Consider the following 17,058-nt stretch of genomic DNA (forward strand, 5'->3'; position numbering starts at 1 on the left):
ACGGGCGATCGTTCACGTTGACGCCGGGCATGAGTTACCAGGTCGCGGACGGAGCCGAGGCGCATCGTTCGCGCACTGACAAGGGCGCACGTTTGTTTATTGTGGATTGATGGATGGCGAGCAAGGAAACCCTGACCGGCCTCGGAGAGAAGATCGTCGGCGCGCTGTCCGGCAAGGCAAGCGCCTTTGCGGTGGCGTTCGACCAGCTCACCGTCACGGTGCAGCCTGAGGCGATCGTCGATGTCGTGACCTATCTGCGCGACGATCCGTCCTTGCGCTTCGTCAGCATCATCGACATCACCGCAGTCGACTACCCAAGCCGCGAAAAGCGCTTCGACGTGGTCTACCACCTCTTGTCGCCGACACTGAACACGCGCATTCGGTTGCGCGCGGAAGCCGACGAGACCACGCAAGTGCCCTCGATCATCGAGGTGTTTCCCGGCGCCGACTGGTTCGAGCGCGAGACCTACGATCTGTATGGCGTGATCTTCGTCGGTCATCCCGACATGCGGCGGCTTCTCACCGACTACGGCTTCGAGGGCCATCCGCTGCGCAAGGATTTTCCGCTCACCGGCTTCGTCGAGGTACGCTACGACGACCAGGAGAAGCGGGTGCTGTACGAGCCCGTGCGACTTAATCAGGAATTCCGCAAATTTGATTTTCTCTCGCCATGGGAAGGGGCCGACTATCCGCTGCCCGGGGATGAGAAAGCGCCACCGAAGGCTTGACCATGAACGAGCAAAGCCCTGGCCTCCGCAATTTCACGATCAACTTCGGGCCGCAGCATCCGGCGGCGCACGGCGTGCTGCGTCTCGTGCTGGAATTGGACGGCGAAGTCGTGGAGCGCGTTGATCCTCATATCGGGCTGCTTCATCGCGGCACCGAGAAGCTGATCGAGCACAAGACCTATCTACAGGCGATTCCCTATTTCGACCGGCTCGACTATGTCGCGCCGATGAACCAGGAGCATGCATTCTGTCTCGCGGCGGAAAAGCTGCTCGGCATCGAGGTGCCGCGCCGCGGCCAGTTGATCCGCGTGCTCTATTGCGAGATCGGCCGGCTGTTGTCGCATCTGCTCAACGTCACCACCCAGGCGATGGACGTCGGCGCGCTGACGCCGCCGCTCTGGGGCTTCGAAGAGCGCGAAAAGCTGATGGTGTTCTACGAGCGCGCCTCGGGCTCGCGCATGCATGCGGCCTATTTCCGCATCGGCGGCGTGCACCAGGACCTGCCGCCGAAGCTGATCGATGATATCGAGGCGTTCTGCGATCCATTCCTGAAGGTGGTGGACGACCTCGACCGCCTCCTCACCGGCAACCGCATCTTCAAGCAGCGCAACGTCGACATCGGCGTGGTGACGCTGAAGCAGGCGTGGGAATGGGGCTTCTCCGGCGTGATGGTGCGCGGCTCCGGCGCGGCCTGGGATCTGCGCAAGGCGCAGCCCTACGAATGCTACGCCGAGATGGATTTCGACATCCCGATCGGCAAGAACGGCGACTGCTTCGACCGCTATCTGATCCGGATGGAGGAGATGCGCCAGTCCGTGCGCATCATGAAGCAGTGCATCGCGAAGCTGCGCGCGCCGGACGGGCAGGGGGCAGTCGTCGTCGCCGACAACAAGATCGCGCCGCCGCGCCGCGGCGAGATGAAGCGCTCGATGGAGGCGCTGATCCATCACTTCAAGCTCTACACCGAGGGCGTGCACGTGCCCGAGGGCGAGATCTATGCCGCGGTCGAGGCGCCGAAGGGCGAGTTCGGCGTCTATCTGGTCGCCGACGGCAGCAACCGGCCCTACAAGTGCAAGATCCGCGCGCCGGGCTTCGCGCATCTGCAGGCGATGGACTTCATCTGCAGGGGCCATCTGCTCGCCGACGTCTCGGCGATCCTCGGCTCGCTCGATATCGTGTTCGGAGAGGTCGATCGGTGACGGCGGGCCCGCCCATCCAGTTCGACCGCGCCTCGGGCGCCCTGGAAGGGGCCAACCTCTGGGAGCGGACGGCTGCGCTGGCGCTGGCGACCGGCTCGAAAATCTCGTCGCCCTTCTCGCATCGTGGCTATATCGGTTGCGCCAACCTGCTGCGCAAGACGCTGCCGGAGCGCAACATCGCGATCAAGCTCAACGACGATGCGATCTTCGAGTTTCCCTATGGCGACGGCTATTGGAGCAAGCTGCTCGACCGTTCCTATCACTACGAGGACGAGCTCGAGCTCCTGTTCCGCCACGCCATGGACGTCGACTACACCTTCATCGATTGCGGCGCCAATTACGGCTACTGGTCGGTGCTGGTCTCGAGCGCGCCATTTGGCGCGCATCGGGCGATCGCGATCGAGCCGTCGTCGCAGAATTTTGCCAAGCTCGCCTACAATGCCCGCGTCAATGGCGGCCGCTTCGAGACGATGCAGTGCGCGATCGGTTCGGGCAGGGGGACCGCGCATCTTTCCGGCACCAAGCATGAGGCGTTCAGCATTGCCGGCGGCGCAGGCGGCTGCGGTGAGGAAGTGCCCGTCATCACGCTCGACAACCTCGTCGAGGACGGCAAGGTCGCGGAAACCGGGAAATACCTGATCAAGCTCGACGTCGAGGGCGTGGAGATCGAGGCGATCAAGGGCGGTGCGGGGCTGTTGCAGACCGACAGCGTCATCCTGTGCGAGGAGCACGGCAACGATCCCAACCACACGGTGTCGCGCTACATCCTGGAGAGGACGCCGCTCGCGCTGATCGTCCACGACCCCCGCTCCGGCCGGATGGAAACGGTGACCGAGCTGTCGATCCTCGACCGTATCAAGGTTTCCAGCCACATCGGCTACAATGTGTTTGGCACCGCGAGCGCGTTCTGGCAAAGCCGCATCAGCGCGCTGAACGCCGGTATCACGCGCCGCATGCAATGAGAGACTGAAGCCAAATGTCCGTCCGCCGCCTTGCCCCGAAGGAATTGCAGCCCGCCAGCTTCGCGTTTTCGGACGAGAACCTGGACTGGGCCAAGAACGAGATCGCGAAATACCCGCCCGGCCGGCAGGCCTCGGCGGCGATTGCGATTCTGTGGCGGGTGCAGGAGCAGAACGAGGGCTGGGTGTCGGAAGCCGCGATCCGCACGGTCGCGGATCTTCTGGAGATGCCCTACATCCGCATGCTGGAGATCGCGACCTTCTATACGATGTTCCAGCTCCAGCCGGTCGGCAGGAAGGCCCATGTCCAGGTCTGCGGCACCACGCCGTGCCGGCTGCGCGGTGCGGCCGACCTGATCGAGGTGTGCCAGAGCCGCATCCATCACGACCCATTCCACCTCTCCAAGGACGGCGATTTCAGCTGGGAGGAGGTCGAGTGCCTCGGCGCCTGCGTCAACGCGCCGATGGTCTTGATCTGGAAGGATACCTATGAGGACCTCACCAAGGAAAGTTTCGGCCGGGTGCTGGACGGTTTCGCTGCCGGCGAGCCGCCAAGACCCGGACCGCAGAACGGCCGCCAGTTCTCCGCGCCCATCACCGGGCCCACCACCCTGAAGGAGGCGACCTGATGGCCAAATGCGCCCATCCAACCGTTGATCGAAAAGCGTTCTGACATGCTCGACGACAAGGATCGCATCTTCAAGAATCTGTACGGCTTCCACGATTGGGGGCTCGAAGGCGCACGCAAGCGCGGCGCCTGGGACGGCACCAAGGCCATCATCGACAAGGGCCGCGACTGGATCATCAACGAGGTGAAGTCGTCCGGCCTGCGTGGCCGTGGCGGCGCGGGTTTCGCGACCGGCCTGAAATGGTCGTTCATGCCGAAGGAATCCAAGGACGGCCGGCCAAGCTATCTCGTGGTCAATGCCGACGAGTCCGAGCCGGGCACCTGCAAGGACCGCGAGATCATGCGGCACGACCCGCATCTGCTGGTCGAAGGCTGCCTGCTCGCGAGCTTCGCGATGGGCGCGCATGCCTGCTACATCTATGTCCGCGGCGAGTTCATCCGCGAGCGCGAGCACCTGCAGGCCGCGGTCGATCAGGCCTATGAGGCCAAGCTGATCGGCAAGGACAACGTCAACGGTTGGCCGTTCGACCTCTACGTCACCCACGGCGCCGGCGCCTATATCTGTGGCGAGGAGACCGCGCTGCTGGAAAGCCTCGAAGGCAAGAAGGGCCAGCCGCGATTGAAGCCGCCGTTCCCGGCCAATGTCGGCCTGTTCGGCTGCCCGACCACGGTCAACAATGTCGAATCGATCGCGGTGGCGCCCGACATCCTGCGGCGGGGAGCTGCGTGGTTCTCGGCGATCGGCCGGCCCAACAATGTGGGGACGAAACTGTTCTGCATCTCCGGCCATGTCGAGCGGCCCTGCAATGTCGAAGAGGCGATGGGGATTCCGTTCCGCGAATTGATCGAGCGGCATTGCGGCGGCATCCGCGGCGGCTGGAACAATCTGAAGGCGGTGATTCCCGGCGGCTCATCGGTGCGCATGGTGCCGGCGGAGCAGATCATCGACACGCCGATGGATTTCGACAGCCTCGGCAAGCTCCGTTCCGGGCTCGGAACCGCGGCCGTCATCGTCATGGACAAGTCGACCGACCTGATCCGGGCGATCGCGCGGATCTCCTATTTCTACAAGCACGAGAGCTGCGGCCAGTGCACGCCATGCCGGGAAGGAACGGGATGGATGTGGCGGGTGTTGTCCCGCATGGCCGAGGGCCGCGCGCACAAGCGCGAGATCGACATGCTGCTGGAAGTGACGAAGCAGGTCGAGGGCCACACCATCTGCGCGCTCGGCGACGCCGCGGCTTGGCCGATCCAGGGTCTGATCGCGCATTTCCGTCACGAGATCGAAGCAAGGATCGACCAGTATTCGCACAAGGCCGACATCGACGATGCCGGCGTCCGCGATCCCGTCCAGATGGCGGCGGCGGAGTAGGGCAAATGACAAAGCTCATCATCGACGGCAAGGAGATCGATGTTCCCGCGGAGTACACGCTGCTGCAGGCGTGCGAGGCTGCGGGCGCCGAGATTCCGCGCTTCTGCTACCATGAGCGGCTGTCGATCGCCGGCAATTGCCGGATGTGCCTGGTCGAGGTGAAGGGCGGGCCGAAGCCGGTCGCGAGCTGCGCCTGGGGCGTGCGCGACTGCCGGCCGGGGCCGAAGGGCGAGCCGCCGGAAATTTCGACGCGTTCGCCGATGGTCAAGAAGGCCCGCGAAGGCGTGATGGAGTTCCTGCTCATCAACCATCCGCTGGACTGCCCGATCTGCGACCAGGGCGGCGAATGCGACCTGCAGGACCAGGCGATGGGCTACGGCGTCGATACCAGCCGCTTCGCCGAGAACAAGCGCGCGGTCGAGGACAAGTACCTCGGCGCGCTGGTCAAGACCTCGATGAACCGCTGCATCCAGTGCACGCGCTGCGTCCGCTTCTCCGCCGAGATCTGCGGCGCGCCGGAAATGGGCGCGACCGGCCGCGGCGAGGACATGGAGATCACGACCTATCTCGAACATGCCTTGACCTCGGAGCTGCAAGGCAACCTGGTCGACATCTGCCCGGTCGGCGCGCTGACCTCGAAACCCTACGCCTTCGCGGCGCGCCCCTGGGAGCTTGGCAAGACCCAGTCGGTCGACGTCATGGACGGCGTCGGCTCCGCGATCCGCGTCGACAGCCGCGGCCGCGAGGTGATGCGGATCCTGCCCCGGCTCAACGAGGCCGTGAACGAGGAGTGGATATCCGACAAGACCCGCCATGTCGTCGATGGCCTGCGCACGCAGCGGCTGGACCGGCCCTATATCCGTGCGAACGGCAAGCTGCGGGCAGCGACGTGGCAGGAGGCCTTCGCGGCGATCGCGGCGAAGGCCGGCCGCATCGACGGTAAGCGGATCGGCGCGATTGCGGGGGATCTCGCGGCAGTCGAAGAGATGTTCGCGCTGAAGGAGCTGCTCGCCAAATGCGGCTCGGCGAACCTGGCCGTGCAGGGCGCCGACGCCTTCGACGCCAAGGCGGGCCGCGCCTCCTACATCTTCAATCCGACCATTGCCGGCATCGACCAGGCCGATGCGCTGCTGATCATCGGCTCCAATCCGCGCGTGGAAGCCGCCGTGCTCAACGCGCGCATCCGCAAGCGCTGGCGTACGGGCCAGCTCAATATCGGCGTGATCGGCGCCAGGGCCGATCTCACCTATGACTACGATTATCTCGGCGCGGGCGCCGACTCGCTCGGCGAGCTTGCCGGCGGCAAGGGCGCGTTCGCCGACGTGCTGCGGAGCGCCAAGCATCCGATCGTGCTGGTGGGCTCCAGCGTAGCCGGGCGGCACGACGGCGCGGCAGCGCTGGCGCTCGCGGCCAAGCTTGCGCTTGACCTCGGCGCGGTCAAGGACGGCTGGAACGGCTTTGCCGTGCTGCAGGACACCGCCTCGCGGGTCGGCGCGCTCGACATCGGCTTCGCGCCGGGGGTTGGCGGTCTGACCGCGGCGCAGATGATGACGTTCGGCACGCTGGACGTGCTGTTCCTGCTCGGCGCCGACGAGATCAAGGTGCCGGACGACACCTTCGTGGTCTATATCGGTACGCATGGCGACCGCGGCGCGCATCGCGCCGACGTCATTCTGCCCGGCGCGGCCTACACCGAGAAATCCGGCATCTATGTCAACACCGAGGGCCGGGTGCAGATCGCCGGCCGCGCGGCGTTCCCGCCGGGTGAGGCGCGCGAGGACTGGGCGATCATCCGCGCATTGTCGGAGACGCTCGGCAAGAAGCTGCCCTACGATTCGCTCGGCGCGCTACGCGCTGCGATCTTCAAGGTGGTGCCGCATCTGATGCGCGTCGATCAGATCGAGGCGGGCAATCCGGCCGATCTCAAGACCCTTGCGGGCAAAGGCGGCAGCGTCGAGAAGGGGCCGTTCAGATCGACGGTCGAGGATTTCTATCTGACCAACCCGATCGCGCGGGCATCGGCGGTGATGGCGGAATGCTCGCGCCTCGCCTCGGGGCGCCTGTTGACGGCAGCGGAATGAGCGTGAGCTGATGGCTGAATTCTTCGCAAGCACATTCTGGACCGGTTTCCTCTGGCCGCTGATCGTGATGGTCGCGGAGAGCGTGCTGCTGCTCGTCCTGCTCCTGATCGCGATCGCCTACATCCTGCTCGCCGACCGCAAGATCTGGGCCGCGGTGCAGATCAGGCGCGGGCCCAACGTCGTCGGGCCCTGGGGCCTGCTCCAGTCCTTCGCCGACCTTTTGAAATTCGTGCTGAAGGAGCCGATCATTCCGGCCGGCGCCAATAAGGGCGTCTTTCTCCTCGCTCCCCTCGTGTCGTGCGTTCTGGCGCTCGCCGCCTGGGCGGTGATCCCGACCAATCTCGGCTGGGCGATCGCCGACATCAATGTCGGCGTCCTCTACATCTTCGCGATCTCCTCGCTGTCGATCTACGGCATCATCATGGCCGGCTGGTCGTCGAACTCGAAATATCCGTTCCTCGCCGCGCTGCGTTCGGCGGCGCAGATGGTGTCCTACGAGGTCTCGATCGGCTTCGTCATCATCACCGTGCTGCTCTGCGCCGGCTCGCTCAATCTGTCGGCCGTGGTCGAAGCGCAGAATACCCGTGGCTTCGGTGGCCTGATCGGCCTGCCGCAGCTCACCATCCTGAACTGGTATGTCTGGCCGCTGTTGCCGATGTTCGTGGTGTTCTACGTCTCGGCCCTGGCCGAGACCAACCGGCCGCCGTTCGATCTGGTGGAAGCCGAATCCGAGCTGGTCGCGGGCTTCATGGTCGAATATGGCTCGACGCCGTACCTCCTCTTCATGCTCGGCGAATATGTCGCCATCACCACGATGTGCGCGATGGCCACCATCCTGTTTCTCGGCGGCTGGCTGCCGCCGGTGGCGCTGCCGCCGTTCACCTGGGTCCCCGGCGTGATCTGGTTCGCGCTGAAACTGTTCTTCATGTTCTTCCTGTTCGCGATGGCCAAGGCGATCGTGCCGCGCTACCGCTACGACCAACTGATGCGACTGGGCTGGAAGGTGTTTTTGCCGCTGTCGCTGGCGATGGTGGTCGTGGTCGCCGGCGTGCTGCACTTCGCCGACATTGCGCCGAAATGAGGTTGCCATGAGTGTCAACACCTCTGCCCGCTCGCTCCTGCTGTCGGAATTCGTCTCGGCGTTCTTCCTCGCCATGCGCTATTTCTTCCAGCCGAAGCCGACACTGAACTATCCGTTCGAGAAGGGACCGATCTCGCCGCGCTTTCGCGGCGAGCACGCGCTGCGCCGCTATCCCAACGGCGAGGAGCGCTGCATCGCCTGCAAGCTGTGCGAGGCGATCTGCCCGGCGCAGGCGATCACGATCGAGGCCGGCCCGCGCCGCAACGACGGCACCCGCCGCACGGTGCGCTACGACATCGACATGGTGAAGTGCATCTATTGCGGATTGTGCCAGGAGGCCTGTCCGGTCGACGCCATCGTCGAGGGTCCGAACTTCGAGTTCGCGACCGAGACGCGCGAGGAGCTCTATTATGACAAGGCCAAGCTGCTCGCCAACGGCGACCGCTGGGAGCGCGAGATCGCGAAAGCGATCGAGCTCGACGCGCCGTACCGGTGAGGTGAGGGGATGATCCTTCCCGCGCTGTTCTTCTATCTGTTCGCCGGCATCTGCGTCGCCTCGGCCGTCATGGTGATCGTGGCGCGCAATCCCGTGCATTCGGTGCTGTTCCTGATCCTGGCCTTCGTCAACGCGTCGGGCCTGTTCGTGCTGATGGGCGCCGAGTTCCTGGCCATGATCCTGGTCGTGGTCTATGTCGGCGCGGTCGCGGTGCTGTTCCTGTTCGTGATCATGATGCTCGACGTCGATTTCGCCGAGCTGCGCGAGGGCTTCATCGAATATCTGCCGATCGGCATCGTGATCGGCGGCGTGTTCATGGTGGAATTGCTCCTGGTCGCCGGCGGCTGGGTGATCAATCCCGGCACCACCAAGGCGATCACCTCGGCGATCCCGGCCAATGTCAGCAACACCGAGGCGCTCGGCCTCGTGCTCTACACGAAATACATCCACTATTTCCAGCTCGCGGGCATGGTGTTGTTGGTCGCCATGATCGGCGCCATCGTGCTGACGCTGCGCCACAAGGCGAAGGTGAAACGGCAGGATATCGACGTGCAGAACGCGCGCACGCCGGAGCTTGCCATCGTCGTGCGCAAGGTGGCGGTGGGGCAGGGGCTGCTGGATGCGGACGCGGCGGAGTGGGTGCAATGACCATCGGGCTTGGGCACTATCTCGCGGTCGGCGCGATCCTGTTCACGCTCGGCATTCTCGGCATCTTCCTCAATCGCAAGAACATCATCATCATCCTGATGTCGGTCGAGCTGATCCTGCTCGCGGTCAACATCAACCTGGTCGCGTTCTCGACCTTCCTCGGCGACATCGTCGGCCAGGTGTTCGCGCTGCTGGTACTGACTGTGGCGGCCGCCGAGGCTGCGATCGGGCTTGCCGTGCTCGTGGTCTATTTCCGCAACCGCGGCTCGATCGCGGTTGAGGACGTCAATCTGATGAAGGGCTGACCCCAACATGGTTCAGGCAATCGTCTTCCTGCCGCTCCTGGGCGCGATCCTGGCCGGCCTGATCTCGCTGTTCGGCGCGCATGCGCGTTGCCCGAGCGGCGACACCGTCGAGCATCACGGCGACGGTCACGGTCACGGGACCACCGATGTCAATGAGGACGCCGGCGTCATTCACGCGTCGAGCCACGAGCCGGACGCGCATGACGATCACGGTCGTGACGATCATCATGTGGCCGAGCCTGCGGCTGCCGGATCGCGCGCGGCCGAGCTGATCACGACGGGATTCCTGTTCGTTTCGGCCGCGCTGTCCTGGGCGACGCTGGTCGATGTCGGCTTCATGCACCACGATGCGACGGTTCCGCTGTTCCCCTGGATCTTCTCCGGCGACCTGCAGGTCTCGTGGGCGCTGCGGGTCGACACGCTCACGGCGGTCATGCTGGTCGTGGTCACGACCGTGTCCTCGCTCGTGCATCTCTATTCGATCGGCTACATGGACGAGGACCCGTATCGCCCGCGCTTCTTCGGCTACCTGTCGCTGTTCACCTTCGCGATGCTGATGCTGGTGACCGCAGACAACCTGGCGCAGCTCTTCTTCGGCTGGGAGGGCGTGGGCCTCGCGAGCTATCTGCTGATCGGCTTCTGGTACCAGAAGCCGTCGGCGAACGCAGCGGCGATCAAGGCCTTCGTGGTCAACCGCGTCGGCGATTTCGGCTTTGCACTCGGCATCTTCGCCGTCTTCATGATGATGAACTCGATCGATCTGGAGACCATCTTCCATGCCGCGCCGGGACTTGCCGGCAAGACCATCGATTTCCTGGGCTGGCAGGCCGACGCGATGACGCTGATCTGCCTCTTGCTGTTCATGGGCGCGATGGGCAAATCGGCGCAATTCCTGCTGCACACCTGGCTGCCGGACGCGATGGAAGGTCCGACCCCGGTCTCGGCGCTGATCCATGCCGCGACCATGGTGACCGCCGGCGTCTTCATGGTGGCGCGGCTGTCGCCGTTGTTCGAGCTGTCGCCCACGGCGCAGTCGGTAGTGATGTTCTTCGGTGCCACCACGGCATTCTTCGCCGCAACCGTCGGCCTCGTCCAGAACGACATCAAGCGCATCGTCGCCTATTCGACCTGCTCGCAGCTCGGCTACATGTTCGTGGCGATGGGGGCTGGCGCCTACTCCGTCGGCATGTTCCACCTGTTCACCCACGCCTTCTTCAAGGCGCTGCTGTTCCTGGGCTCGGGTTCGGTGATCTACGCCATGCATCACGAGCAGGACATCCGCAACATGGGCGGGTTGTGGCGCAGGATTCCCTATACGTTTGCGGTGATGTGCATCGGCACACTGGCGCTGACCGGGTTTCCGCTGTTCGCCGGCTATTTCTCCAAGGATGCAATCATCGAATCCGCCTATGCCTCGCAGAATCCGGTTTCGACCTACGCCTATGTGCTCACCGTGGTCGCCGCCGGCCTGACCTCGTTCTATTCCTGGCGGCTGATGTTCAAGACCTTCTTCGGCGAGCCGCACGACCGGGAGCATTACGAGGCGGCGCATGAGAGCCCGCTGTGGATGCTGATCCCGATCGGCGTGCTCGCCGCCGGCTCGATCCTCTCGGGATTTCCGTTCCGGGAGCTGTTCGTCGGCCACGGTGTCGAGGAGTTCTTCCGGGAATCGGTGAAGATGAACCCGCACATTCTCGATGACATGGAGAAGATGCCGGCGGCTCTGGGATCGCTGCCGTTCGTGATGATGGTGATCGGCGCGTTCGTGTCCTACATCTTCTACATCCGGCGACCCTACATCCCCGAGCAGCTCGCGGCCGAGCAGCCGATGCTCTACCAGTTCCTGCTCAACAAATGGTATTTCGACGAGCTGTACGACCTGATCTTCGTGCGCCCGGCGAAATGGATCGGTCGTTTCCTCTGGAAGTTCGGCGACGGCTACATCATCGACGGCTTCGGTCCGGACGGCGTCTCGGCGCGGGTGCTCGACGTCACCCGCAACGTGGTCAAGATCCAGACCGGCTATCTCTATCACTATGCCTTCGCGATGCTGATCGGCGTCGCCGGTCTGATCACCTGGTTCATGTTCGGCGCGGGAGGCCAGTGAGATGACAACCTGGCCCGTGATTTTCGTCGTCTGGTTTCTGCCGGTCGTCGGCACGCTGCTGGTCTACCTGCTCGCCCGCGGCGGCGACGAGGCGGCGAACCGCAACGCGCGCTGGATCGCGCTGTGGACGACGCTGATCGATTTCGCCGTGTCGCTGGTGCTGGTCTGGCACTTCGACCCGGCCCAGACGGACTTCCAGTTCGTCGAGAAGGGCTCGTGGCTCGCGACCGGCATCACCTATCACATGGGCGTCGACGGCGTGTCGCTGCCCTTCGTGATCCTGACCACCGCTCTGATGCCGGTCTGCATCATCGCGAGCTGGAAATCGATCACACAGCGCGTGCCGGAATACATGATGGCATTCCTGATCCTGGAAACGCTGATGGTCGGCACCTTCTGCGCGCTCGACCTCGTGCTGTTCTATCTGTTCTTCGAGGGTGGCCTGATCCCGATGTTCCTGATCATCGGGGTGTGGGGCGGCCCGCGCCGGGTCTACGCCTCCTTCAAGTTCTTCCTCTACACGCTGCTCGGCTCGGTCTTGATGCTGCTCGCGATCATGGCGCTGTACTGGAACGGCAATACCACGGACATCCCGACCCTGATGCATACCGCGGTGCCGCGGTCCCTGCAGACCTGGGCCTGGCTTGCGTTCTTCGCGTCGTTTGCCGTGAAGATGCCGATGTGGCCGGTCCACACCTGGCTGCCGGATGCGCATGTCGAGGCGCCGACCGCAGGCTCGGTGATCCTGGCCGCGATTCTCCTGAAGATGGGCGGCTACGGCTTCCTGCGCTTCTCGCTGCCGATGTTCCCGCTCGCCTCGCACGACTTCGCGCCGCTGATCTATTCGCTCTCGGTCACCGCCATCATCTACACCTCGCTGGTGGCGTTGATGCAGGAGGACATGAAGAAGCTGATCGCCTATTCGTCGGTCGCTCACATGGGCTTCGTCACCATGGGCATCTTCGCCGGCACCGTGCAGGGTGTGGCCGGCGGCGTGTTCCAGATGATCTCGCACGGCATCGTGTCGGGCGCGCTGTTCCTCTGCGTCGGCATCGTCTACGACCGTATGCATACCCGCGAGATCGCGGCCTATGGCGGCCTCGTCAACCGGATGCCGCTCTATGCGATGGTTTTCATGGTCTTCACCATGGCCAATGTCGGCCTGCCCGGCACCTCCGGCTTCATCGGCGAATTCCTGACCCTGCTCGGCACCTTCAAGGTCTCGATCCCGACCGCGTTCTTCGCCACCACGGGCGTGATCCTGTCGGCGTGCTATGCGCTCTGGCTCTACCGCAAGATCATCTTCGGCGCGCTGGTCAAGCCGTCGCTGATGACCATCAAGGACATGACCTTGCGTGAATGCCTGACGCTGTTTCCGCTGGTCGCACTGACGATCCTGTTCGGGATCTATCCGAAGCCGGTGCTCGACATGTCGGCGGCCTCGGTGCAGCAGCTCGTCAGCAATTATTCCACCGCGATATCGGCCGTGAAGGCCGCCGCATTGCAGTGACACGACCGGGGCAGGACGCGCCATGAGCTTCGAGACCGCAGGCTACCTGTTGATGCCGGTGATGCCCGAGCTGGTGCTCGCGCTGGGCGCCATGGCGCTGCTGATGCTGGGCGCCTATCGCGGGCAGGGCACCACCGGACTGGTCACGACCCTCGCCGTCTGCCTGCTGATCCTGACCGGCGTGTTGGAGCTGATGCTGCCGGCCGGCAAGGTCTCGACATTCGGCGGCAGCTTCATCATCGATGACTTCGCCAAGTTCCTGAAGATCCTGGCGCTGATCGGCTCGGTCGCCACTCTCGTGCTGTCGATCGAGTTCCTGTCCGACCCGTCCCGGCGGATCTTCGAATATCCGATCCTGGTGCTGCTCTCGACGCTCGGCATGATGGTGCTGATCTCGGCCGGCGACCTGATCGCGCTCTATCTCGGGCTGGAGCTGATGTCGCTCGCACTCTACGTGGTCGCGGCAAGCAACCGCGACAACGTCAAGTCGACCGAGGCGGGCCTGAAATATTTCGTGCTGGGCGCACTGTCGTCGGGCATGCTGCTCTACGGCGCCTCGCTGATCTACGGTTTCACGGGCACCATCAGCTTTGCCGGCGTGGCGGCCGCGACGAAGACCGGCAGCGTCGGCATCGTGTTCGGAATCGTGTTCCTGCTGGCCGGGCTCTGCTTCAAGGTGTCGGCGGTGCCGTTCCACATGTGGACGCCGGACGTCTATGAGGGCGCGCCGACGCCGGTCACCGCCTTCTTTGCCTCGGCGCCGAAGGTCGCGGCACTGGCGGTGTTCACGCGTGTGACGCTGACCGCGTTTCCCGGCATCATGGCGCAATGGCAGCAGATCGTCGTCTTCGTCTCGATCGCCTCGATGGCGCTCGGCTCGTTCGCCGCGATCGGCCAGAAGAACATCAAGCGGCTGATGGCCTATTCCTCGATCGGCCACATGGGATTCGCGCTGGTGGGGCTTGCCGCCGGCACGGTCGAGGGCGCGCAGGGCGTGCTGCTGTATCTGGCGATCTATGTCGCGATGACGCTCGGCTCCTTCGCCATCATTCTCGCCATGAAGCGCAACGGCCAGGCGGTCGAGAACATCAGCGATTTCGCAGGCCTGTCGCGCACCAACCCGCTGCTCGCCTTCTTCTTCGCAATGCTCCTGTTCTCGCTCGCCGGCATTCCGCCGCTCGCCGGCTTCTTTGCCAAGTTCTACGTCTTCATTGCCGCGATCAAGGCGGGACTCTTCACGCTCGCCGTCATTGGTGTCGTCACCAGCGTCGTCGGCGCGTTCTATTATCTCTCCATCATCAAGGTGATGTATTTCGACGAGCCGCTGGCGCGGATCGAACCGATGCGGCTGGAGCTGCGCACGGTCCTCGCCGTCGCCGGGCTCTTCAACCTCCTGTTCTTCGTCTATCCGGGGCCGCTGGTGAGCGTCGCGACCGCGGCCGCGAAATCGCTGTTCTAGATGACGTTTACGCTCGGTCCACGCGCTGCATCGGGGGGCTACAAGCTCGCTGCCTTCGACCAGGTCGGCTCAACAAACGTGGAGGCGATGGCGCGCGCCCGCGACGGCGAGCGGGGGCCGATGTGGTTCGTGACGTCGGAGCAGACCGCGGGCCGCGGACGCCGCCAGCGGGCCTGGATCGCACCGCGCGGCAATCTCGCCGCCAGCATTCTCGAGACGATGAATGTTTCGCCGGCCGTTGCGGCGACCCTCGGTTTTGCCGCGGGCCTGTCGGAGGCTGCGGCCCTGCGTAAGGTGAGTGTCGAGGCCGCGCTGCGTCTTGGCCCGGCCGCGCCCGACTACAAGCTCAAATGGCCCAATGACGTGCTTGCCAATGGCAGGAAGCTCGTTGGCATCTCCCTGGAAGCCGAAGCGATCGGCGATCGGCTCGCCGTTATCGTCGGCATCGGCACCAACATCATCGCCGCACCCGAGGGCACGCCGACGCCGGCGGTGTCCCTCGCCGCCCTTGGCGTGCAGATTGGTGCGGAGGAGCTGTTTGCGGCGCTGTCGGACTGCTGGGTCGAATATCTAGAGATCTGGGACAACGGGCGCGGCTTTGCCGAGATCAGGCGCCTGTGGTTGGAGCGCGCCGTGGGCGTCGGTCAGCCTGTCGCCGTGAAGTCGGACGGCGCGACAATCGAGGGCATCTTCGAGACGATCGACGCGCAGGGCTGCCTGCTGCTACGGACGAAGGCAGGCAGGTTGATGCCGATCACCGCGGGAGACGTCTATTTCGGCTCCGCAGCCTCCGCGGGAGCACGTTGATGGCGCGCCCGGACGAGCTCACTTTCGCGCCGCTCGGCGGTGTCGGCGAAATCGGCATGAACCTGTCGATCTATGGGCTGGGCAACCGCCACCAGCGGACCTGGCTTGCCGTCGACCTCGGCGTCTCCTTCGGTGACGAAGAACATCTGCCCGGCATCGACCTGATCATGCCGGACATCGGCTTCCTGGAGAAGGAGCGCAACAATCTGGTCGGGCTGGTGCTCACGCACGCGCATGAGGATCATTTCGGCGCCATCATCGATCTCTGGCCGCGGCTGAAATGCCCGATCTATGCGACGAAATTCAGCGCAGCGCTGTTCGAGGCCAAATGCGAGACCGAGCCGAACGCGCCGAAGATCCCGGTAACCGTCGTGCCGTCCGGTGGCCGCGTCGACGTCGGCCCGTTCAATGTCGAGTTCATTCCGGTCGCGCATTCGATTCCGGAATCGCATGCGCTGGCGATCCATACCGAGGTCGGCACGGTGCTGCACACCGGGGACTGGAAGATCGACCCGACCCCGCTGATCGGCCAGCCGACGGACGAGCGGCGGCTGCGGGAGCTCGGGGACGCCGGCGTCCTGGCGCTGATCGGCGATTCCACCAACGCGGTGCGCGACGGCCGCTCACCCTCGGAAACCGAGGTCGGGCGCACCATCGTCGAACTCGTCAAGAACGCCAGGGGGCGGGTCGCAGTCACGACCTTCGCCTCCAACGTCGCGCGCCTGAAGGCGGTGGCCGACGCCGCCAGGGCTGCCGAGCGCGAGGTGGTGGTGGTCGGCCGCGCCATGGAGCGGGTGGTGCGGGTGGCGCGCGAGACCGGCTACCTCGAAGGCGTGCAGAACTTCCGCGGCCCAGATCTCTACGGCCACTTTCCGCCCGACAAGGTGCTGGCGCTGTGCACCGGCAGCCAGGGTGAGCCGCGGGCAGCGCTGGCGCGGATCGCCAATGACGACCACCCGTTGGTGACGCTGAACAAGGGCGATCGCGTGATCTTCTCCTCGCGAACCATTCCGGGCAACGAGAAGGCGGTCGGCGCCATCATCAACGGGCTGGTGACGCAGGGCATCGAGGTCATCACCGATCGCACCCACCTCGTTCATGTCTCCGGCCATCCGCGCCGCGACGAATTGCGCGACATCATCGCCTGGACGCGGCCGCAGCTCCTGATCCCCGTGCATGGCGAGGCGCTGCATCTGTCCGAGCATGCGCAGCTCGCGCGCGCCGCGGGCGTGCCCAAGGTGATCATCTGCCGCAATGGCGACCTGGTCCGGCTCGGACCGGGCGACCCTGGCATCATCGATGAGCTTCCGGCCGGGCGGCTCTACAAGGACGGCACGATCCTCGAGGACGCCAAGTCGCGGGCGGTGATCGAACGACGACGGATGGGGTTTGCCGGCTGCGTCTTCGTGGCGATTGCGATGACCGAAAAAGGCGAGCTTGCCGACGATCCCGTGGTTGATCTCGTCGGCGCCCCCGAGAAGAATGCGGCCGGCGAGGCGTTCGACGATATCGTGTTCGACGTGGTGGTATCCACGGTCGAGGGCCTGCCGCGGGCGCGACGGCGTGACCCGGATGCGCTGGCCGAATCGGTGCGGCGGGCCGTGCGGTCGACGCTGAATGAACAGTGGGGCAAGAAGCCGCTCTGCCTGGTGCACGTGCTGGAAGTGTAGTGAGTTCG

At 64.6% G+C, this 17,058-nt stretch carries 15 protein-coding genes; all 15 read left to right on the plus strand.

Features of this window, described 5'->3' with window-relative positions; translation table 11 throughout:
* Window positions 1-113: 113 nt before the first annotated feature.
* Genes JOY90_RS26840 through JOY90_RS26910 form a run of 15 tightly spaced genes read left to right on the plus strand, consistent with a single transcriptional unit; the run spans window position 114 to window position 17,050 of the window.
* Window positions 114-728 carry an NADH-quinone oxidoreductase subunit C gene (locus JOY90_RS26840; protein WP_291694125.1) on the plus strand — a complete coding sequence of 205 codons (615 nt, stop codon included), beginning with the start codon at window positions 114-116 and terminating at the stop codon, window positions 726-728.
* 2 nt (window positions 729-730) lie between these two features.
* The gene (locus JOY90_RS26845) at window positions 731-1,927 is read left to right on the plus strand and encodes an NADH-quinone oxidoreductase subunit D (RefSeq protein WP_291694126.1); all 1,197 of its coding nucleotides are present in this window, start codon (window positions 731-733) and stop codon (window positions 1,925-1,927) included.
* Entirely contained in the window at window positions 1,924-2,889 is a 966-nt protein-coding gene (locus JOY90_RS26850; protein ID WP_291694127.1) for an FkbM family methyltransferase, read from the plus strand. Before JOY90_RS26845 ends, JOY90_RS26850 begins: the two co-directional genes overlap by 4 nt.
* Window positions 2,890-2,903: 14 nt before the next feature.
* Window positions 2,904-3,515, plus strand: a complete 612-nt coding sequence (gene nuoE / locus JOY90_RS26855) for an NADH-quinone oxidoreductase subunit NuoE (protein WP_291694128.1) — start codon at window positions 2,904-2,906, stop codon at window positions 3,513-3,515.
* 45 nt (window positions 3,516-3,560) lie between these two features.
* A complete protein-coding gene (nuoF, locus tag JOY90_RS26860; protein ID WP_291694129.1) occupies window positions 3,561-4,886 on the plus strand; it encodes an NADH-quinone oxidoreductase subunit NuoF in 1,326 nt (441 codons plus the stop codon).
* 5 nt (window positions 4,887-4,891) lie between these two features.
* Complete coding sequence (gene nuoG, locus JOY90_RS26865) at window positions 4,892-6,967, plus strand: NADH-quinone oxidoreductase subunit NuoG (protein WP_291694130.1); 2,076 nt, start codon at window positions 4,892-4,894, stop codon at window positions 6,965-6,967.
* A 10-nt stretch (window positions 6,968-6,977) separates the two neighbouring features.
* Window positions 6,978-8,048 (plus strand): NADH-quinone oxidoreductase subunit NuoH, encoded by a 1,071-nt coding sequence (gene nuoH, locus JOY90_RS26870; protein ID WP_291694131.1) that lies wholly within the window; start codon window positions 6,978-6,980, stop codon window positions 8,046-8,048.
* Between the two features lie 7 nt (window positions 8,049-8,055).
* Complete coding sequence (gene nuoI, locus JOY90_RS26875; RefSeq protein ID WP_291694132.1) at window positions 8,056-8,544, plus strand: NADH-quinone oxidoreductase subunit NuoI; 489 nt, start codon at window positions 8,056-8,058, stop codon at window positions 8,542-8,544.
* A gap of 9 nt (window positions 8,545-8,553) precedes the next feature.
* Window positions 8,554-9,192, plus strand: coding sequence for an NADH-quinone oxidoreductase subunit J (locus JOY90_RS26880; protein ID WP_291694133.1), 639 nt, complete (start codon window positions 8,554-8,556; stop codon window positions 9,190-9,192).
* Window positions 9,189-9,497: an NADH-quinone oxidoreductase subunit NuoK gene (gene nuoK, locus JOY90_RS26885; RefSeq protein ID WP_291694134.1), complete on the plus strand. Its 309-nt coding sequence runs from the start codon at window positions 9,189-9,191 to the stop codon at window positions 9,495-9,497. Before JOY90_RS26880 ends, nuoK begins: the two co-directional genes overlap by 4 nt.
* Window positions 9,498-9,504: 7 nt before the next feature.
* Window positions 9,505-11,604 (plus strand): NADH-quinone oxidoreductase subunit L, encoded by a 2,100-nt coding sequence (gene nuoL, locus JOY90_RS26890; RefSeq protein WP_291694135.1) that lies wholly within the window; start codon window positions 9,505-9,507, stop codon window positions 11,602-11,604.
* Window position 11,605: 1 nt separating this feature from the next.
* On the plus strand, window positions 11,606-13,114 hold the full coding sequence (locus tag JOY90_RS26895) for an NADH-quinone oxidoreductase subunit M (protein ID WP_291694136.1): 1,509 nt from the start codon (window positions 11,606-11,608) through the stop codon (window positions 13,112-13,114).
* A 22-nt stretch (window positions 13,115-13,136) separates the two neighbouring features.
* Entirely contained in the window at window positions 13,137-14,573 is a 1,437-nt protein-coding gene (gene nuoN / locus JOY90_RS26900) for an NADH-quinone oxidoreductase subunit NuoN (RefSeq protein ID WP_291694137.1), read from the plus strand.
* Complete coding sequence (locus JOY90_RS26905; RefSeq protein WP_291694138.1) at window positions 14,574-15,380, plus strand: biotin--[acetyl-CoA-carboxylase] ligase; 807 nt, start codon at window positions 14,574-14,576, stop codon at window positions 15,378-15,380. It begins immediately after the preceding gene.
* Window positions 15,380-17,050, plus strand: a complete 1,671-nt coding sequence (locus JOY90_RS26910; RefSeq protein WP_291694139.1) for a ribonuclease J — start codon at window positions 15,380-15,382, stop codon at window positions 17,048-17,050. Before JOY90_RS26905 ends, JOY90_RS26910 begins: the two co-directional genes overlap by 1 nt.
* Window positions 17,051-17,058 lie beyond the last annotated feature (8 nt).

The sequence above is a fragment of the Bradyrhizobium sp. genome, assembly GCF_019242285.1.
In the GTDB taxonomy this organism is placed as follows: domain Bacteria; phylum Pseudomonadota; class Alphaproteobacteria; order Rhizobiales; family Xanthobacteraceae; genus Bradyrhizobium.

Coding starts and splice junctions, on each gene's coding strand:
- nuoN (WP_291694137.1), top strand. CDS start 13,137: ATGAGCTTCGAGACCGCAGGCTACCTGTTGATGCCGGTGATGCCCGAG.
- JOY90_RS26880 (WP_291694133.1), top strand. CDS start 8,554: ATGATCCTTCCCGCGCTGTTCTTCTATCTGTTCGCCGGCATCTGCGTC.
- nuoK (WP_291694134.1), top strand. CDS start 9,189: ATGACCATCGGGCTTGGGCACTATCTCGCGGTCGGCGCGATCCTGTTC.
- nuoG (WP_291694130.1), top strand. CDS start 4,892: ATGACAAAGCTCATCATCGACGGCAAGGAGATCGATGTTCCCGCGGAG.
- nuoE (WP_291694128.1), top strand. CDS start 2,904: ATGTCCGTCCGCCGCCTTGCCCCGAAGGAATTGCAGCCCGCCAGCTTC.
- JOY90_RS26910 (WP_291694139.1), top strand. CDS start 15,380: ATGGCGCGCCCGGACGAGCTCACTTTCGCGCCGCTCGGCGGTGTCGGC.
- JOY90_RS26840 (WP_291694125.1), top strand. CDS start 114: ATGGCGAGCAAGGAAACCCTGACCGGCCTCGGAGAGAAGATCGTCGGC.
- nuoH (WP_291694131.1), top strand. CDS start 6,978: ATGGCTGAATTCTTCGCAAGCACATTCTGGACCGGTTTCCTCTGGCCG.
- JOY90_RS26895 (WP_291694136.1), top strand. CDS start 11,606: ATGACAACCTGGCCCGTGATTTTCGTCGTCTGGTTTCTGCCGGTCGTC.
- nuoF (WP_291694129.1), top strand. CDS start 3,561: ATGCTCGACGACAAGGATCGCATCTTCAAGAATCTGTACGGCTTCCAC.
- JOY90_RS26845 (WP_291694126.1), top strand. CDS start 731: ATGAACGAGCAAAGCCCTGGCCTCCGCAATTTCACGATCAACTTCGGG.
- JOY90_RS26905 (WP_291694138.1), top strand. CDS start 14,574: ATGACGTTTACGCTCGGTCCACGCGCTGCATCGGGGGGCTACAAGCTC.
- nuoL (WP_291694135.1), top strand. CDS start 9,505: ATGGTTCAGGCAATCGTCTTCCTGCCGCTCCTGGGCGCGATCCTGGCC.
- nuoI (WP_291694132.1), top strand. CDS start 8,056: ATGAGTGTCAACACCTCTGCCCGCTCGCTCCTGCTGTCGGAATTCGTC.